Source organism: Streptomyces sp. NBC_01244 (assembly GCF_035987325.1).
GTDB lineage: Bacteria > Actinomycetota > Actinomycetes > Streptomycetales > Streptomycetaceae > Streptomyces.
The window spans coordinates 5,507,607-5,523,416 of sequence record NZ_CP108488.1; the positions used below are offsets into that span (position 1 = coordinate 5,507,607).

The window sequence follows — 15,810 nt, forward strand, 5'->3', positions numbered from 1 at the left end:
TGAGCGGCTTCGGGTAGGGCTTGTCCACAGGGAGCCTGCATTCCCCACAACGAGCGGCGCGGCACTTGGGTTACGGACGAAGGATGATCGGACCACAGCGTCGTGGGATTCGACGGTGCCGTCGATCTCTTCGGGGTCGTCGGGGTCGTCGGTGTCATCAAGGTCATCAGGGAGGAGTACCGGAATGTGAGAGGAGGGCGGAGTCAGCGGGCGTCGTCGGGGAGCAGGCGGGCCAGGGTGCGGACCGCCCGGTACTGGAGGGTCTTGATGGCACCCTCGTTCTTTCCCATCACCCTGGCCGTCTCGGCGACCGAGAGGCCCTGCAGGAAGCGCAGGGTCACGCACTCCTGCTGCTGCGGATTGAGTTTCCGTACGGCTTCCAGCAGGGCCGCGTTGGAGAGGGACTCCAGGACGGAGTCCTCGGGGGACCGTTCCACCTCGTTGGCGTCGAGCATTTCGCCGGTGGTGACTTCCAGGCGGAAGCGGCTCGACTTGAAGTGGTCGGCGACCAGGTTGCGGGCGATCGTCACGAGCCAGGCGCCGAAGTCTCGGCCCTGCCAGGTGAAGGTGGAGATGCGGCGCAGCGCACGCAGGAAGGTCTCGCTGGTGAGATCCTCCGCGGTCGCCTTGCCACCGACGCGGTAATAGATGTAGCGGTAGACGGTGTCGCTGTACTGGTCGTACAGGCGACCGAAGGCATCGGCCTCGCCGGCCTGGGCGCGTTCGACCAGGTCCATCATGCGGGCCTGGTCGCTGTCCGCGGTGGGGCGGCGGGCTGCGGGCGCGGTGGTCCCGGCGGCCGCGCCCCCGGCGGACGAGCCGCCGGCGCGACCGCGTCTGCCCACCGTTGCCCCGCCGTCGGTCAGGGCGTAGCAAGGACCGGCCGGGCCGAGTCCGGCGGGGACCGCGGTGGCGAATGCGGGGACGGTGTACGCGGTGGGGACGAAGCCGCGCAGCTGGTCGAGGACCGTTGCGCGCAGCGTAGCCAGGCCCGAGGCGTCAACCCCGACAGGTGGGTACACGGGACTCCCAGAGGCAGAGCTTCCATCACGTGCAGTGCGGGACCGTTCACCCGTCGTGGCGACAGATGGCGGTGGCATGCGTTTGAGGAGAATAACGCTTCGTACAGGCAGCGCTACACCCAGTTGCTCAAATCACCGGTTACGACACTTCTGTTGCGTGTCGAGGGCATATTCAGGCACGGATGGTGATCGATTCTTGATCACTTGGATGCGCGGAATGCCTGCTTCCACGGTGGCTCACGACCGAGTAGGGCAGGGCGGAGTGCCGTGCCGGAGGCGCGGGTAGAGGTGAGCGAATGCCCCGGGCGGGGGAGGGCGCCGGGTGTGGTGGGGCGGGAGGCCGGGCAGGGCCCCGTAGCCGCTACTTGCGGCGGCGGTGCAGGGCGATGGCGGCGGCCGTGCCGCCCGCGATCGCGCCGACGCCCGCGGCGGCCGGGACGCCGATCTTCACGGCCTTGCGACCGGTCCGATAGTCGCGCAGGCGCCAGTCCTTGGAGCGGGCATGCTTGCGCAGTTTTGTGTCGGGATTGATCGCGTACGGATGTCCGACCAGCGACAGCATCGGGATGTCGTTGTGCGAATCGCTGTACGCCGCGCAGCGCGCGAGGTCCAGCCCCTCGGCGGCGGCCAGGGCGCGGACCGCCTCCGCCTTGGCGGGGCCGTGCAGCGGCTCGCCGACCAGCCGGCCGGTGTAGACGCCGTCCACGGACTCGGCGACGGTGCCGAGGGCTCCGGTCAGGCCGAGCCGGCGGGCGATGATCGTGGCCGTTTCGACGGGGGCGGCCGTGACGAGCCAGACCTTCTGTCCGGCGTCGAGGTGGGCCTGGGCCAGGGCGCGGGTGCCCGGCCAGATCCGCACCGCCATGTACTCGTCGTAGATCTCCTCGCCGATGGACATCAGCTCGGAGACCTTGTGTCCCTTGACGATGGACAGCGCGCTGTCGCGGGCGTCCTGCATGTGCTCGGGGTCCTCGACCCCGGCGAGCCGGAACCAGGCCTGCTGCCAGGCGAAGCGGGCGAGCTCGCGGCGGCGGAAGAACTCCCGCTTGTAGAGGCCGCGGCCGAAGTGGAAGATCGCGGCGCCCTGCATGACGGTGTTGTCGAGATCGAAGAAGGCGGCGGCCAGGTCGTCGCCGGCGACGGGGAACTCCGGTTCGGCGGGCTCGGCGGGCTCCTGCGGAGCTTCGGGCTCCGCCTCGGCGGCGGGTGCCGCAGCGCGTTGCGCCGCGCGTTCCGCTTCCGTGGTTCCCGCGAAGTCCGGTCCGCCCTGTGGTTCGTCGGCCAGCGCGGTCTTGCGGGCGGCCTCGGCCGAGGCCTCGCCTGCCAGCACGCTCCGCGCGGTGGCGGAGCGCCTACGGGGGGTGAGCCATCCCAGAGCGGCCATGACGCGAGCATAGCCACTGTGTTCGGGAGTTCCCGAACCGATGGGAATCGGTGGTGTGAACTCTTCGGTGCGCCCGACCCGACGTGGTGCGCCCGGCCCGACCTGATGGACTCGCGCCGGGGACGGTCGGCGTGCGGGCGCGGGAGAATGGGTGCATGAGTCCTTTGCTGCGCCGTGCCGGAAAGAAGCGTCCGCAGGAGCGGGTGGTCACGCTCATCGGGAAGCCGGGGTGTCATCTCTGTGACGACGCCCAGGAAGTGGTCGAGAAAGTGTGCGCCGAGATGGGTGCACAGTGGGAGAAGAAGGATATTTCGCAAGACGAGGAGTTGTACCGCCTGCACTGGGAGCAGATTCCGGTCGTGCTGGTGGACGGCGAACAGCACACCTTCTGGAGGGTGAACCCTGACCGGCTCCGACGGGCATTGCAGGCTTGAGCCGTCGGGCGGTTACCATCATGGGCGATTTATGGGGTCTCGGGGGCGTATTGGTGAGGAGTGTGTACCGCTTTGCCCCCTTCGGGAATTGAACGGGTTCGGCGTGTTGTCGGTTCCCCGCCCATACGCCCAAGGCGCGTGACCCCGGTCACTTTGCTCGGACAAAGCGGACACAATCTTTGTGCACGCGTTCACAAAGACATAGCCTGCATTCGACGGGGTGGTCCTGGGACAAGTGGCCACCTGCAGCCCCGCTCATCCCGCAGGAGCATCGTGGCAACTGGCCGAACTCACCGACCGGCGACCCGCAGCCGAGGTATTCCCGAGGCCACTGTCGCCCGGCTTCCGCTGTACTTGCGTGCCCTCACCGCGCTCTCCGAGCGATCGGTGCCCACGGTGTCCTCCGAGGAGCTGGCCGCGGCCGCCGGAGTCAACTCCGCGAAGCTCCGCAAGGACTTCTCCTACCTCGGCTCCTACGGGACCCGCGGGGTCGGGTACGACGTGGAGTACCTCGTCTACCAGATCTCCCGCGAGCTCGGGCTGACCCAGGACTGGCCGGTCGTCATCGTCGGCATCGGCAACCTCGGCGCCGCGCTGGCCAACTACGGCGGCTTCGCGTCCCGCGGGTTCCGCGTGGCGGCGCTCATCGACGCCGACCCGGCCATGGCCGGCAAGCCGGTGGCGGGGATGCCCGTGCAGCACACCGATGAGCTGGAGAAGATCATCGAGGAGAACGGCGTCTCGATCGGGGTCATCGCGACCCCGGCGGGGGCCGCCCAGCAGGTCAGCGAGCGGCTCATCGCCGCCGGGGTGACCTCCATTTTGAACTTCGCGCCGACCGTGCTGTCCGTGCCCGACGGCGTCGACGTGCGCAAGGTCGACCTGTCGATCGAGCTCCAGATCCTGGCCTTCCACGAGCAGCGCAAGGCCGGCGAGGAAGCCGCGGCCCAGGCCGCTGCCGGCGGCCCCGCCGCGGGCACCGGAACCGGGGCGGCTCCGGCCGCCGCCGTCGTGCCGCCCGCCGGACGGGCCGCCGCCGTCGCACGGAAGGGCGGACCCGAGGGGGACGTCCCGGCGGTGATGCCGGCATGAGTCTGCTCGTCGTTGGGCTGAGTCATCGCAGCGCGCCCGTGAGCGTGCTGGAGCGCGCTTCGCTGGCCGCCGATGCCAAGGTCAAGCTGCTGCACGACACGCTGGCCGCGGAGCCGGCGGCGGAGGCGGCGGTGCTCGCCACCTGCAACCGGATCGAGCTGTACGCCGACGTGGACAAGTTCCACGCCGGTGTCGCCGAGCTGTCGACGCTGTTGGCGCAGCACAGCGGTGTCGCGCTGGAGGAGCTCACTCCTTATCTGTACGTGCACTACGAGGACCGGGCCGTCCACCACCTGTTTTCGGTGGCGTGCGGGCTGGACTCGATGGTGGTCGGCGAGGGGCAGATCCTCGGGCAGATCAAGGACGCGCTGGCGCTGGGGCAGGAGCTCCACACGGCGGGGCGGTTGATCAACGATCTGTTCCAGCAGGCGCTGCGGGTCGGCAAGCGGGCGCACTCCGAGACCGGGATCGACCGGGCGGGGCAGTCGCTGGTGACCTTCGGGCTGGAGCAGCTCGCCGTACGGGTACCGGTGGAGGAGTGGGCCGCGGGCAAGCGGGCGCTCGTCATCGGGGCCGGGTCGATGTCTTCGCTGGCGGCGGCGACGTTGGCGCGGGTGGGTGTCGCCGAGGTCGTGGTCGCCAACCGGACCGCCGAGCGGGCGGAGCGGTTGGCCGAGATTCTGGTTGCCTCGGGCACCGGGGTTACGGCTTCGGCCATTGCGATGTCCGGAGTCGCGGATGAGCTGGCTCGGGTTGACGTCGTCGTGTCCTGTACGGGTGCCACTGGCTTGGTGCTGACCGGGGATGACGTGGCTGCGGCGATGGAGGAGCGCCCTGCGGGGCTGTCCCCTACCCGCCCTTCCTCCATCCCCCAGCCTCCGGCCGGGGGGACCCCCAGCCGGGGCTTCGCCCCGGACCCGTTGCCGGGTGCGGCGCCGTTGCCGGGGGCCAGCCCCCGGACCCCCGCGCCTCAAACGCCGGCGGGGCTGGATTTGGCGGCGGCCGTGCCGGATGGTTCGGCGCGGCTGGATTCGGTCGACGCGGCCCTCGTCGCGCGGCTTGCCGTGCTCGCGGGTGAGGGGCGGCGGATCGCCGATGCCGGGGCCGTGCGGAGCAAGGTGGTCGTCGAGGAGCGGGACGGGTGTCCTGTCGGGCTCGAGGCGCTGGCTTCCGATCCGGGGCGGACCGCCGATGGGCGGGCCGCGCTGGCCGGGGTGGACGCCGGGTCGCTGGAGCTGCACGGGACCTGGGCCGACCAGGGCGAGGCCGCCGCGCAGCGGCAGCCGCGCCGGACCGTACGGAGCCAGAACGGCGCGCCCGTACGGCTCGCGCTGCTCGACCTGGCCATGCCGCGCGACATCGACGCCGCCGTGCACCGGATCCCCGGAGTGCGGCTGGTCGACATCGAGTCGCTCGCCGAGGCCTCCGCCGATGCGCCCATGGCCGCCGACGTCGACGCCGTACGCGGGATAGTGGCCGCGGAAGTGGCCGCCTTCGGGGCGGCTCAGCGGGCCGCGCACATCACGCCCACCGTGGTCGCCCTGCGCGCCATGGCCGCCGAGGTCGTCGCCATGGAAGTGGCACGGCTCGACGGGCGCGTGCCCGATCTCGACGAGCGGCAGCGGGCCGAGGTCACCCAGACCGTGCGGCGCGTCGTCGACAAGCTCCTCCACGCGCCGACCGTGCGCGTCAAGCAGCTCGCGAGCGAGCCCGGCGGCGCCGGGTACGCCGAGGCGCTGCGCGAACTCTTCGATCTCGACCCGCAGACGGTGGCCTCCGTCAGCCGGGCCGACGAGGCTGACAAGAACCACGACTCAGGACGGGCATCATGAATCCACGTCTCGACCAGCCGCTGAGGCTCGGCACGCGGCGCAGCAAGCTGGCCATGTCCCAGTCCGGGCATGTCGCCGAGGCGGTACGGGCGATCACCGGCCGGCCCGTCGAGCTCGTGGAGATCACGACCTACGGTGACGTGTCCCGCGAGAGCCTCTCGCAGATCGGCGGCACCGGCGTCTTCGTCACCGCCCTGCGCGAGGCCCTGGTGCGCGGCGAAGTCGACTTCGCCGTGCACTCGCTGAAGGACCTGCCCACCACGCAGCCCGACGACCTCGTCATCGCGGCGATGCCGCAGCGCGAGGACCCGCGCGACGCGCTCGTCGCCCGCGACGGCCTGACCTTCGAGCAGCTGCCCGACGGTGCGCGCATCGGCACCGGTTCGCCGCGGCGCAGGTCGCAGCTGCACGCCTACGCCAAGTCGCTGGGCAAGGTCATCGAGACCGTCGCCATCCGCGGCAACGTCGACACCCGGATCGGCTTCGTGCGCAGTGGCGAGCTCGACGCCGTCGTGCTGGCCGCCGCCGGGCTCAACCGGATCGGCCGCGGCGACGAGGCCACCGACCTGATCTCCGTGGACAACATGCTGCCCGCGCCCGGCCAGGGTGCCCTGGCCGTGGAGTGCCTGGCGTCCGACACGGACCTGATTTCCGCGCTCGCCGAGCTCGACGACCCGTACACCCGGGCCGCCGTGACCGCCGAACGCGCCCTGCTCGGCGCCCTGGAGGCCGGCTGCAGTGCTCCCGTGGGCGCGCTCGCCGACCTGTTGGCCGACGGGCAGATTGTCAATGAGATGCGCTTGCGTGGAGTCGTGGGAACCCTCGACGGTTCCACGCTGGTGCAGCTGTCCACCACCGGTCCCGTGCCCCAGTCGTACGACGAGGCCATGGCGCTCGGCCGCGAACTCGCGGACGAGATGCTGGCCAAGGGCGCGGCCGGTCTGATGGGGGAGCGGTCGCTTTGAACCCCACAAGCCCAACCACCTCCGCGTTCGCATCCGTCGCCGTCCAGGGGCACGTCACCTTCCTCGGTGCCGGCCCGGGCGACCCGGGACTGCTGACGCTTCGCGCCGTGGAGGCCCTGGCCGCCGCGGACGTACTGATCGCGGAGCCCGAGGTGCTCGAGGTCGTACGTACGCATGCGCGCGCGGGGGTGGACACGCCACAGCTGACGATTGCTGACGAGAAGTCAGCAGCCGCCGGAGTCCCGGTCATCCGAGATGCCGCCAATCTTGTCATGGAGGCCGCGCGCTCCGGCAGGCGGGTCGTCCGTGCCGTCACCGGGGATCCCGGACTCGACGGGAACGCGGCCGAGGAGATGCTCGCCTGCGCCACCGGGGGCATCCCCTTCGAGGTCGTCCCCGGCGTCGCGACCGCCGTCGGCGTGCCCGCGTACGCCGGTGTTCCGCTGGCCGGCAAGCAGGGTGCGGACGTGCGGTTCGTGAACGCGCGGACCGCCTCCGCGCGCTGCTGGACGGAGGTGGGTGCCAGCGACGGCATCCTCGTCGTCTCCGCGACGCTGGAGACCGTTTCGGCGGCGGCGGCCGAGCTGATCGGCGCCGGGCGCAAGCCCGACACCCCGCTCACCGTGACCGTGGCCGGTACGACGACCCGCCAGCGGACGTGGAGCGCGACCCTCGGGACCATCGCGCAGGTGTTCAAGCAGGGCAAGATCCTCCCCTCGCCCGAGGGGGCGCGCTCCGTCATAGCCGTGGTCGGGGAGCACGGTGCCGTCGCGCGCCGCGAGGAACTGTCCTGGTTCGAGTCGAAGCCGCTGTTCGGCTGGCGCGTGCTCGTCCCGCGCACCAAGGAGCAGGCAGCCTCGCTCTCCGACCAGCTCCGCTCGTACGGCGCGGTCCCCCACGAGGTGCCGACCATCGCCGTGGAGCCGCCGCGCACCCCGCAGCAGATGGAGCGGGCGGTCAAGGGGCTCGTGACGGGACGTTACGAGTGGATCGCCTTCACCTCGGTGAACGCGGTCAAGGCCGTGCGCGAGAAGTTCGAGGAGTACGGGCTCGACGCCCGTGCCTTCGCCGGCATCAAGGTCGCCGCCGTCGGCGAGCAGACCGCCGCCGCGCTGGTGGAGTTCGGCGTCAAGCCCGACCTGGTGCCCAGCGGTGAGCAGTCCGCCGCCGGACTGCTGGAGGACTGGCCTCCGTACGACCCGGTCTTCGACCCGATCGACCGCGTCTTCCTGCCGCGCGCCGACATCGCGACCGAGACCCTGGTCGCCGGGCTGATCGAGCTCGGGTGGGAGGTCGACGACGTCACCGCCTACCGGACGGTGCGCGCCTCGCCGCCCCCGCAGGACACGCGTGAGGCGATCAAGGGCGGCGGCTTCGACGCCGTGCTCTTCACCTCGTCGAGCACCGTGCGCAACCTGGTCGGCATCGCCGGCAAGCCGCACAACGTCACCGTCATCGCGTGCATCGGCCCGGCCACGGCCAAGACGGCCGAGGAGCACGGGCTCCGGGTCGACGTGCTGTCGCCGGAGCCGAGCGTGGGCAAGCTGGCGGAGGCCCTGGCGGAGTACGGGGCCGCGCGCCGCGAGGCCGCGAAGGAGGCCGGGGAGAACGTGTACCGGCCGAGCGAGCGACGGCCGGGGGCGCGCAGGCGTCGTACGACCTGATGTGCGCGTTAGCGGTGTTAGGTGACAGGGCCCGGGTGCGATGCGCACCCGGGCCCTGTGGCATGTTCGGGCCGTGACGGAACCCGGGGATCCCGATGAGGCGGTGGCCGCGCTGTGCGCGGCGGTGGCGGCGTACGACCACGAGGCGGCCACGGAGCTCGTGCGGGCCGGCGCGGACCCGGACCGGGTGCTGCCCGACGGTACGACCCCGCTGCTGCGGGCCGTCGAGGGCGGCTCCCCGGCGGTGGTGACGGCGCTGCTCGGCGACGACGCCCGCCTGCGCCTGCCGGAGGCGGAGCGCGGGCGGCTGCTGGACGCGGCCCGGGAGTGGTACGAGGAGGGCGCGCAGGAGCGGCTGCGGCGGCTGACGGGGTGGGCGGGCCCGGCGGACATCGCGTGGGTGCAGCACTCCGAGTACGAGGTCGTCCCGGAGGTCACCCTCGGCGGGCGGAGCGTACGGGCCGGACACGGTGCGGTCCTGACCCGGCTGGAGTGGGAGTTCCGGGTCTTGGCCCCGGTGGCGGAGCTGGTGGACCGTGCGGTCCGGTCCCCGGGGAACGCGGACGTGGAGCACGTGGACCGGATCGCCTCGCTCCATGTGCTCTGGGCCCGGCGCAGCGCGCAGACCTGGGCCGAGGCGGTGGCCTTCCGGCACGACCCGGATCCCCGGCGGCGGGCCTTCGTGGTCGACGTGGTCCGGTACCGGCTGTGGTCCTGGTACGACACGGCGCACGCGGTCTGGTACGAGAGGGAGTGCCACCGGGTGCTCCTCGAATGGGAGCCCGTGGAGGCCGACGCAGACGTACTGGCCCGGATCCTGGAGCTCTTGAAGCAGACGGACCTTCCCGACAAGGAGGCCATCGTGTTGCGCCGCGCCGGGCATCCGGCCCCGGGGGTGCGGCGCGAGGTGCCGGGGCTCCTCGAGGGCCCGCTGTCCCCGCAGGCGCTGTGCGCGGTGCGGGCGTTGTGCCGGGACACCGACGGTGCGGTGCGGACGGCGGCCGCCGAGGTGCTGGCCGGTGAGGAACTGGCGGAGACCGACCGGGAGCGCGTGGCGGCCCTTCTGCGGGACGCGGACCCGGAGGTGGTGCGCTGGACCGCGTACGCCCTCGGGCGGGGCGCCGACCGCTCGCCGGAGGCCACTGAGCTGCTGGCGGGGTGCCTCGGCTCCGGGGACACCCACGTCCGGCTGAGCGCCGCGTACGGCCTGGCACTCCGGGACGATCCGCGCACCCCGGAGGCGTACGCGAAGGTCGGGCCGCTGGGTCCGTACGCGGACGACAGCCGGGCGGACGGGCTGTGGCGGTGGCGGGCCCGGAACAGAGCCGGCGGGTGAACCCGGCTGCTCCTGTGGCATGTTCCGGGCATGACGGCACTGGGGGAAGCGGTACGGGGCGGAGCAGGGCCGGCTGATGGACGCGGCCCGGCGCGGGTGCGTGCCGCTGCGCGGGGCGAAGTCCCCTACCCGCCCTTCGCCCGTTCCCCGGGCTCTGCCCGGACCCGGTCCTCAAACGCCGGACGGGCTGGATTTTCCGGCTTCGCCGGGAAGATTCAGCCTCGCCGGCGTTTGAGGACCGGGGTCTGGGGCGGAGCCCCTGGGGGTCCGGGGCGCAGCTCCGGGGAACGGTGGAAGGGCGGGTAGGGGACTCATGGCGGGTGACCCCGACCACGAGGTGCGCAACCGCCCCGCCGGGCCGGCGGGTCCGCAGGACGGGGCGGGGCGGGCCTGGGCCGGGCCCTAGGCTTGTCCCGACTGCTGTCGAAGCTCGAAGAGGCGACTAGAAGATGAGCACGTACGGATCCTTCCCCGGCTCGCGGCCCCGTCGGCTGCGCACCACCCCGGCGATGCGGCGGATGGTCGCGGAGTACCGGCTGCACCCCTCGGACCTGATCCTCCCGGCGTTCGTCCGGGAGGGCATCAGCGAGCCGCTCGCCATCTCGGCGATGCCGGGCGTGGTCCAGCACACCCGGGACACGCTGCGGAAGGCCGCCGTGGAGGCGGTCGAGGCCGGGGTCTCGGGGATCATGCTCTTCGGTGTTCCGGCCGACGAGAACAAGGACGCGCGGGGCACGGCGGGCACGGAGCCGGACGGGATCCTCCAGGTCGCGATCCGCGACGTGAAGGCGGAGGTGGGGGACGATCTGGTGATCATGTCCGACCTGTGTCTGGACGAGTACACCGACCACGGCCACTGCGGTGTCCTGGACGAGCACGGCCGCGTGGACAACGACGCGACGCTGGAGCGGTACGCCGAGATGGCGCAGGTCCAGGCCGACGCGGGCGTCCACGTGGTGGGGCCGAGCGGGATGATGGACGGCCAGGTCGGCGTCATCCGCGACGCGCTGGACGAGACGGGCCACGAGGACGTCTCGATCCTCGCGTACACGGCCAAGTACTCCTCCGCCTTCTACGGTCCCTTCCGCGAGGCCGTCGCGTCCTCGCTCCAGGGCGACCGCAAGAGCTACCAGCAGGACCCGGCGAACGCCCGGGAGTCGCTGCGCGAGCTCGCCCTCGACCTGGAGGAGGGCGCCGACATGGTGATGGTCAAGCCGGCCGGGCCCTACCTGGACATCCTCTACCGGGTCGCGCAGGCGGTGGACGTCCCGGTGGCGGCGTACCAGATCAGCGGCGAGTTCGCGATGATCGAGGCGGCGGCGGAGAAGGGTTGGATCGAGCGCGACCGGGCCATCCTGGAGACCCTGCTCGGCATCAAGCGGGCGGGCGCGGACACGATCCTGACGTACTGGGCGACGGAGGTCGCGCAGTGGCTGCGGGCTCAGCGGTAGGCCCGGGCGTTCGCGATGCGCACGGCACCGGCGTTCCCGATTCGCACGGCGCTCCGGGCAGGCGCACCCTGGAGACAGGGTGACCCCTGGAGGTGATGGATCATGTCCACGCTCGTCGGGTGGCATGTAGAGCTCGAATTCACCGAGGAGGGCCACCGCACCAGTGCGGCGGCCCTGGTCAGACTCGGGGACGGCTCCGAGATACGGGCGCACGGCTACGCCATGCGTCACCCCTCCGACCCGGAGCAACTGCGGGTCGGGGAAGAGATCGCGGGCGCTCGCGCGCTCATGGACATCGCGTCCCAGATGTTGCAGAAGGCCCACACGGAGATCGACGCGGCGACGGGCAGGCACTCGTACCCGCTGACGCATTGACGTACAGGGATCCGGTCGCCGCGGCCCGTTCGTGTTCATGGACGGGCCGCGGCGACCGCTACCGCGTCCGCCGTTCGAAGACGAAGGCCGCCAGGGTCACGGACACCGCACCGATGGCCGCGCACCAGGCCAGGGCCACCCAGGGGGCGTCGCCCGCCGGCTGGGCCAGGAGCAGGGCCCGGAGGGACTCGATCACCGGGGTCAGCGGCTGGTGGTCGGCGAAGCCGTGGAGCCAGCCGGGCATGGTGTCGATGGGGACGAACGCGCTGGACGGGTACGGCAGGAACATCATCAGGAACGTGAAGCCGCCCGCCGCCTCCGGTGTGCTGGCGAGCAGCCCGAGCGTCGCGGCCAGCCACGAGATGGCGGTGATGTACGCGACCAGGAGCGCGGCCGCGGCCAGGTAGCCGCGCAGCGAGGCCTGGGGGCGGAAGCCGATGGCGAGGGCGACCATCAGGACCAGGCTCGTGGACACGAGATTGCGCAGGACCGAGGCCGCGACGTGCCCGGCCAGGATCGGGGCGCCGCCGATGTCCAGGGACCGGAGGCGGTCGATCACGCCTTCCTTCATGTCGGTGGCGACGCTGACGGCGGTGCTCGCCGCGCCGAAGCCGGCGCAGAGCAGCATCGCTCCCGGGACCACGTAGGTCACGTAGGCGGTCCCGGTGTCGATGGCTCCGCCGAAGAAGTAGACGAAGATGAGCATCAGCATGACCGGCAGCATCAACGCCGTGATCAGGACGTCCGGTTGGCGGCTGCTGATGCGCAGGCTGCGCCCGGCGAGGGTACGGGCCGCGACGGTCATTGTGGCGGTGGCGGTGGTGGTGGCGGTGGGCGCGGAAGTGGTCACGGAGCGGCTCCCGTCAGGGTGAGGAACACGTCGTCGAGGGTGGCGCCGCGGACCGAGAAGCGGTCCACGGCGGTGCGGTCCGGGTCGAGTGCGTCGAGCAGGGACCGGACGTGGGCGGCGCTGCCGTCGGTGGGCAGGCTGAGGCCGAGCTCCTCCGGCGCGAGGGTGAGGCCCTCCGCGACGGCCGCGGGTTCTCCCGCCGAGAGGCGGAGCGCGCGCGGGGTCAGGGCGTCGTAGGCGGCCCGGCTGGCGAGGGTCAGGTCGAGGCGGTGGCCCGCCACGCGGGACTTGAGCTCCGCGGGGGTGCCTTCGGCGGCGATCCGCCCGCCGGCCAGGACGGCCACGCGGTCGGCGAGCCGGTCGGCCTCCTCCAGGTACTGGGTGGTGAGCAGCACGCTGGTGCCGTCGGCGCGCAGTTCCCGTACGAGTTCCCACAGGTCCTGGCGGCTGCGCGGGTCGAGCCCGGAGGTGGGCTCGTCCAGGAAGATCACTTCGGGCCGGGCGACCAGGCTCGCGGCGAGGTCGAGGCGGCGGCGCATACCGCCCGAGTAGCTCTTCGCCGTGCGCCCGCCGGCCTCGGCGAGCCCGAAGCGTTCCAGCAGCTCGTCGGCCCGTGCCCGGGCCGCGCGCGGCCGCATGCCGCGGAGCCGGCCCATCATGCGGAGGGTCTCGGCTCCGGTCTGGAGGTCGTCGACGGCCGCGAACTGCCCGGTGAGGCTGATGGAGCGGCGGACCAGGGCCCGCTCGGACGCGGTGTCGTGGCCCGCGACCCGGGCGGTGCCGGAGTCGGGCTCGGTGAGGGTGGCGAGGATCCGGACGGTGGTGGTCTTCCCGGCGCCGTTGGGGCCGAGGAGGGCGAGGACGCTGCCGCGCGGGACGGCGAGGTCGATGCCGTCGAGGACGCGCAGGGCGCCGTAGGACTTGGTCAGGGCAGTGGCGTGGATGCCGAAGTCGTCCATGCCGGACTCCGTTCTATGTTCTGCGTATGGGTTACGCGCCATTGCGTAAGTAATACACAGAACTAGGATGTGCGTCAACGACTCATGACGGACGGTGGAGGAGGGAGCGGCGATGGCGAACGAACCGGAAGACGACGGCACCGGGCTCCCGGCGAGCCTGGCGATGGCCTGGGGCCTGCGCGAACGCCCCGGCAAGGGCCCGCGCCCCACCCTCACCCTCCAGCGGATCGTGGACGCGGCGGTGGCGCTCGCCGCCACGGAGGGCATGGACGCCGTCTCCATGGGCCGGGTGGCCAAAGAGCTCGGCGTCTCGACGATGTCCCTCTACCGGTACGTCACGGCGAAGGAAGAGCTCTACATCCTGATGGCCGACGCGGGTGTCGGCGCCCCGCCGGCCCCCTCCGGGGTTGCGGGCTGGCGGGAGCTGCTGACCGAATGGGCGTACGCGCAGCGGGCCGTCCTGATGGCCAACTCCTGGATCGTGCGCATCCCGCTCACCGGGGCGCCCGTCAGCCCCAACCAGCTCGCCTGGATGGAACGCGGGCTCGCGGCGATGACCGGGACCGCCCTGAGGGAGGGCGAGAAGGTCTCGGCGATCATCCTGATCGGCGGCCTCGTGCGGAACGAGGCGACGATGGTCGCGGACATGATGGACGCCATCGTGAAGTCAGGCGTCGCACCGGACCAGGTACTGGGCCGCTACGTACGCACCCTGCGGGTGATGACCGGCCCGGACACGCACCCGGCGGTGACGCGCCTGCTGGAGTCCGACGCGTTCTCGGGCGCCGACGAGCCGGACTTCCAGTTCCGCTTCGGCCTGGACCGCATCCTGGACGGCCTGGCGGCGCTGATCAGCGAGCGGTCCACTCCGTGAGGGTGGCCCAGGCGGCGGGGGTCAGGTCCAGCACGGGGCCGTTCTGGACCTTCGAGTCGCGGACGTGGACCGTGTGTGCGCAGGCCGCGACCTCGACGCACTGACCGCCTTCGCTGCCGCTGTATGAGGACTTCCGCCAGGCGACGGCCACTTCCAGGCAGGCGCCGCCTTCGCTGCCGCTGTAGCTGGACTTGAACCACGTCAGTGCGGTGGTGGCGCTCATGTCTCTCCTAGCAGGCGGTCCAACAGGCCCCGTGTCTGCTCGGTGTTGAGGGCCTGAGTCCGCAGCATCGCATACTTGCGCGCCAGGATGCTGACCTCATCGGGAGCCGAGACCAGCTGACTGCCGCGCTGGCTTTCGGTGTAGCCGTGGAGCTGGTGATCCTGGGCTTCCAGGAGCGTGAACGGGCCGTCGAGTCCGGCGTGCGAGGTGCGCCCCAGAGGCATCACCTGAAGGCTCAGGTCCGGCAGATCGGTGCACTCGCGCAAGTGGCGCAGCTGCTCCGCGTGCACCTCGTCACCACCGATCCGGTCCCGCAGGACGGCTTCCCAGATGACGAAGCTCAGCGTCGGAGGAGTCTCGCGGCGCAGGATCACCTTCCGGGCGACGCGCAACGCGGTCAGTGACTCGATCTCCGCTTCCGGGTGGGCAGGTACCCGGCAGGTGATGACTGCCCGGGCGTAGTTCTCCGTCTGGAGCAGGCCCGGTACGACCTGGTTGTCGAACCAGGAGAGCGCGATCGCGCCGTCCTCCAGCCTCAGGTACTCCTCCGCCCACGGCGGAGGGCCGTCCACGGAAGGCATCCCGTGGGCCGCTACGGTCAGAATCCCCGGCAGCCCCAGATGCAGATCCATCAGCTCCGCGACGTTCGGCATCAGCGCGCGGCGGCCCTGCTCGATGGAGGCGATGGTCTCCGCGTCCAGATTGACCAGCTCTCCGAGCTGTTTTTGGGTCAGGTTCTTGGCTACTCGTGCGGCGGCCACCATCTGCCCCACCATCTTCATGGTGGTCGCGTTGGGCCGTGCGCGCTTCTTCGGTGGCATGACAGCGAACTCCCCACCCACGTGCGTGGACTACCCCGCTCCGACCCGTACTCAACAAGGAGTACGGGTCGGCGCAGAGTTCCACGCTAGTGACTGCCCGCGACGATCGAGGGGTGAATCTGCATACTCAACCCGCCCTGGTCCAGGAGCGTCTCTACCTGCGCTCACCCCAAACCATCGGCGCCGCACGCCACTTCACACGTGACACCTTGGAGGTGTGGGGGCGGCTCGACCGTCACGAGGACGTGTTGCTCTGCGTGAGCGAGCTGGCGACCAACGCGCTGCGGTACGGGGTCCCGCGCGGGCGGGGCTATCTGCTGCGGCTGCTCACCTACGACGGGACCGTCCGCGTCGAGGTGCACGACAGCGGGCCCGGGCTGTCGCGGATCCGGGAGCGGACGGCCGGGCGCGGGTTGCTCCTCGTGGGGGCGCTGGCCGATGCGTGGGGGGTGCTGCCGCGGGCTCCCGGGAAGGTCGTCTGGTGCGAATTCCGGGGGCTCGGCTGCTAGCTTCGGCTCTCGGGAAAGT

General features: G+C 71.6%; 16 protein-coding genes. 10 read left to right on the forward strand and 6 right to left on the reverse strand.

Going from position 1 to position 15,810, the window contains the following annotated elements; translation table 11 throughout:
- Nucleotides 1–203 precede the first annotated feature (203 nt).
- Nucleotides 204–1,022, reverse strand: a complete 819-nt coding sequence (locus OG247_RS24865) for an ECF subfamily RNA polymerase sigma factor, BldN family (protein WP_243340126.1) — start codon at nucleotides 1,020–1,022, stop codon at nucleotides 204–206.
- A 361-nt stretch (nucleotides 1,023–1,383) separates the two neighbouring features.
- A complete protein-coding gene (locus tag OG247_RS24870; RefSeq protein ID WP_327254331.1) occupies nucleotides 1,384–2,406 on the reverse strand; it encodes an HAD family hydrolase in 1,023 nt (340 codons plus the stop codon).
- Nucleotides 2,407–2,561: 155 nt separating this feature from the next.
- On the opposite strand from OG247_RS24870, the gene OG247_RS24875 reads away from it, so the two are divergent.
- From OG247_RS24875 to OG247_RS24910, 8 genes are all read left to right on the forward strand, one after another.
- Nucleotides 2,562–2,840, forward strand: a complete 279-nt coding sequence (locus OG247_RS24875; protein ID WP_327254332.1) for a glutaredoxin family protein — start codon at nucleotides 2,562–2,564, stop codon at nucleotides 2,838–2,840.
- Nucleotides 2,841–3,113: 273 nt separating this feature from the next.
- Nucleotides 3,114–3,932, forward strand: a complete 819-nt coding sequence (locus OG247_RS24880) for a redox-sensing transcriptional repressor Rex (RefSeq protein ID WP_327254333.1) — start codon at nucleotides 3,114–3,116, stop codon at nucleotides 3,930–3,932.
- Nucleotides 3,929–5,764 carry a glutamyl-tRNA reductase gene (locus tag OG247_RS24885; RefSeq protein ID WP_327254334.1) on the forward strand — a complete coding sequence of 612 codons (1,836 nt, stop codon included), beginning with the start codon at nucleotides 3,929–3,931 and terminating at the stop codon, nucleotides 5,762–5,764. The genes OG247_RS24880 and OG247_RS24885 overlap by 4 nt, the downstream gene beginning before the upstream one ends.
- The gene (gene hemC / locus OG247_RS24890; RefSeq protein WP_266905827.1) at nucleotides 5,761–6,729 is read left to right on the forward strand and encodes a hydroxymethylbilane synthase; all 969 of its coding nucleotides are present in this window, start codon (nucleotides 5,761–5,763) and stop codon (nucleotides 6,727–6,729) included. Before OG247_RS24885 ends, hemC begins: the two co-directional genes overlap by 4 nt.
- Nucleotides 6,726–8,393, forward strand: coding sequence for a bifunctional uroporphyrinogen-III C-methyltransferase/uroporphyrinogen-III synthase (locus tag OG247_RS24895; RefSeq protein ID WP_327254335.1), 1,668 nt, complete (start codon nucleotides 6,726–6,728; stop codon nucleotides 8,391–8,393). The genes hemC and OG247_RS24895 overlap by 4 nt, the downstream gene beginning before the upstream one ends.
- Before the next feature lie 73 nt (nucleotides 8,394–8,466).
- Nucleotides 8,467–9,729, forward strand: a complete 1,263-nt coding sequence (locus OG247_RS24900; protein ID WP_327254336.1) for a HEAT repeat domain-containing protein — start codon at nucleotides 8,467–8,469, stop codon at nucleotides 9,727–9,729.
- Between the two features lie 449 nt (nucleotides 9,730–10,178).
- Nucleotides 10,179–11,180 (forward strand): porphobilinogen synthase, encoded by a 1,002-nt coding sequence (hemB, locus tag OG247_RS24905; RefSeq protein WP_327254337.1) that lies wholly within the window; start codon nucleotides 10,179–10,181, stop codon nucleotides 11,178–11,180.
- 102 nt (nucleotides 11,181–11,282) lie between these two features.
- Nucleotides 11,283–11,555, forward strand: a complete 273-nt coding sequence (locus OG247_RS24910) for a DUF1876 domain-containing protein (protein ID WP_327254338.1) — start codon at nucleotides 11,283–11,285, stop codon at nucleotides 11,553–11,555.
- 58 nt (nucleotides 11,556–11,613) lie between these two features.
- Here OG247_RS24910 and OG247_RS24915 read toward each other — a convergent pair whose 3' ends face one another.
- Both OG247_RS24915 and OG247_RS24920 read right to left on the reverse strand, forming a co-directional pair.
- Entirely contained in the window at nucleotides 11,614–12,360 is a 747-nt protein-coding gene (locus tag OG247_RS24915) for an ABC transporter permease (RefSeq protein ID WP_327257607.1), read from the reverse strand.
- A gap of 41 nt (nucleotides 12,361–12,401) precedes the next feature.
- Nucleotides 12,402–13,364, reverse strand: coding sequence for an ATP-binding cassette domain-containing protein (locus OG247_RS24920; RefSeq protein ID WP_327254339.1), 963 nt, complete (start codon nucleotides 13,362–13,364; stop codon nucleotides 12,402–12,404).
- Nucleotides 13,365–13,476: 112 nt separating this feature from the next.
- Between OG247_RS24920 and OG247_RS24925 the strand changes: the two genes are divergently transcribed.
- Nucleotides 13,477–14,238, forward strand: coding sequence for a TetR/AcrR family transcriptional regulator (locus OG247_RS24925; protein WP_327254340.1), 762 nt, complete (start codon nucleotides 13,477–13,479; stop codon nucleotides 14,236–14,238).
- Here OG247_RS24925 and OG247_RS24930 read toward each other — a convergent pair.
- Together OG247_RS24930 and OG247_RS24935 are read right to left on the reverse strand one after the other, a co-directional pair.
- A complete protein-coding gene (locus OG247_RS24930) occupies nucleotides 14,216–14,461 on the reverse strand; it encodes a DUF397 domain-containing protein (RefSeq protein ID WP_327254341.1) in 246 nt (81 codons plus the stop codon). The genes OG247_RS24925 and OG247_RS24930 overlap by 23 nt on opposite strands.
- Nucleotides 14,458–15,282, reverse strand: coding sequence for a helix-turn-helix domain-containing protein (locus OG247_RS24935; protein ID WP_327254342.1), 825 nt, complete (start codon nucleotides 15,280–15,282; stop codon nucleotides 14,458–14,460). The genes OG247_RS24930 and OG247_RS24935 overlap by 4 nt, the downstream gene beginning before the upstream one ends.
- 113 nt (nucleotides 15,283–15,395) lie before the next feature.
- Here OG247_RS24935 and OG247_RS24940 point away from each other — a divergent pair, with 113 nt between their 5' ends.
- The gene (locus OG247_RS24940; RefSeq protein ID WP_327254343.1) at nucleotides 15,396–15,791 is read left to right on the forward strand and encodes an ATP-binding protein; all 396 of its coding nucleotides are present in this window, start codon (nucleotides 15,396–15,398) and stop codon (nucleotides 15,789–15,791) included.
- Nucleotides 15,792–15,810: the final 19 nt, after the last annotated feature.